The sequence below is a fragment of the Haloarcula sp. Atlit-120R genome (assembly GCF_003665885.1).
Taxonomy (GTDB): domain Archaea; phylum Halobacteriota; class Halobacteria; order Halobacteriales; family Haloarculaceae; genus Haloarcula; species Haloarcula taiwanensis.
Map to the genome: position 1 here is coordinate 1 of NZ_QPLN01000119.1, position 436 is coordinate 436.

The 436-nt window shown below is 53.7% G+C and carries 1 protein-coding gene; it reads left to right on the forward strand.

From position 1 onward, the window contains the following. A partial coding sequence (locus DVK01_RS21510) for an iron chelate uptake ABC transporter family permease subunit (RefSeq protein ID WP_147435240.1) occupies positions 1–436 on the forward strand: 436 nt, incomplete at both ends.

The following is a 436-nucleotide window of genomic DNA, read 5'->3' on the forward strand; positions in this document are numbered from 1 at the left end:
CGGGCAGTTAGCTACGGTTTGTCTTGGAAGTGTTCTCATCATCCTGGCGTGTGGACTTGCTCAGGTCACCTTCGGCGCGTACAAAATGACGGTTTCACAGGCCTGGCAAACTGTACTTGACCCAGATATACTGTTCAACTTTGAAGTCATGAAATCACTCTTTTTCGGGGAACCTGTGCATGGTTTGAGCAGCAGTGGGTCAATTATCTGGAACGGTCGGCTGCCGCGCGTGTTCGTTGCTATCCTTGTCGGGATGAACCTCAGCGTTTCGGGAGCGATATTCCAGGCAATCACGAGAAACGAGCTGGCCAGTCCATTCATCCTCGGCGTTTCTTCGGGTGCGGGCCTGATGATCCTCGTTGTACTGGTCGTCTTCCCGGGAATGCTCATGTGGCTACCAATATTCGCCGCGGTTGGTGGTGCCGGTGCGTTCTTG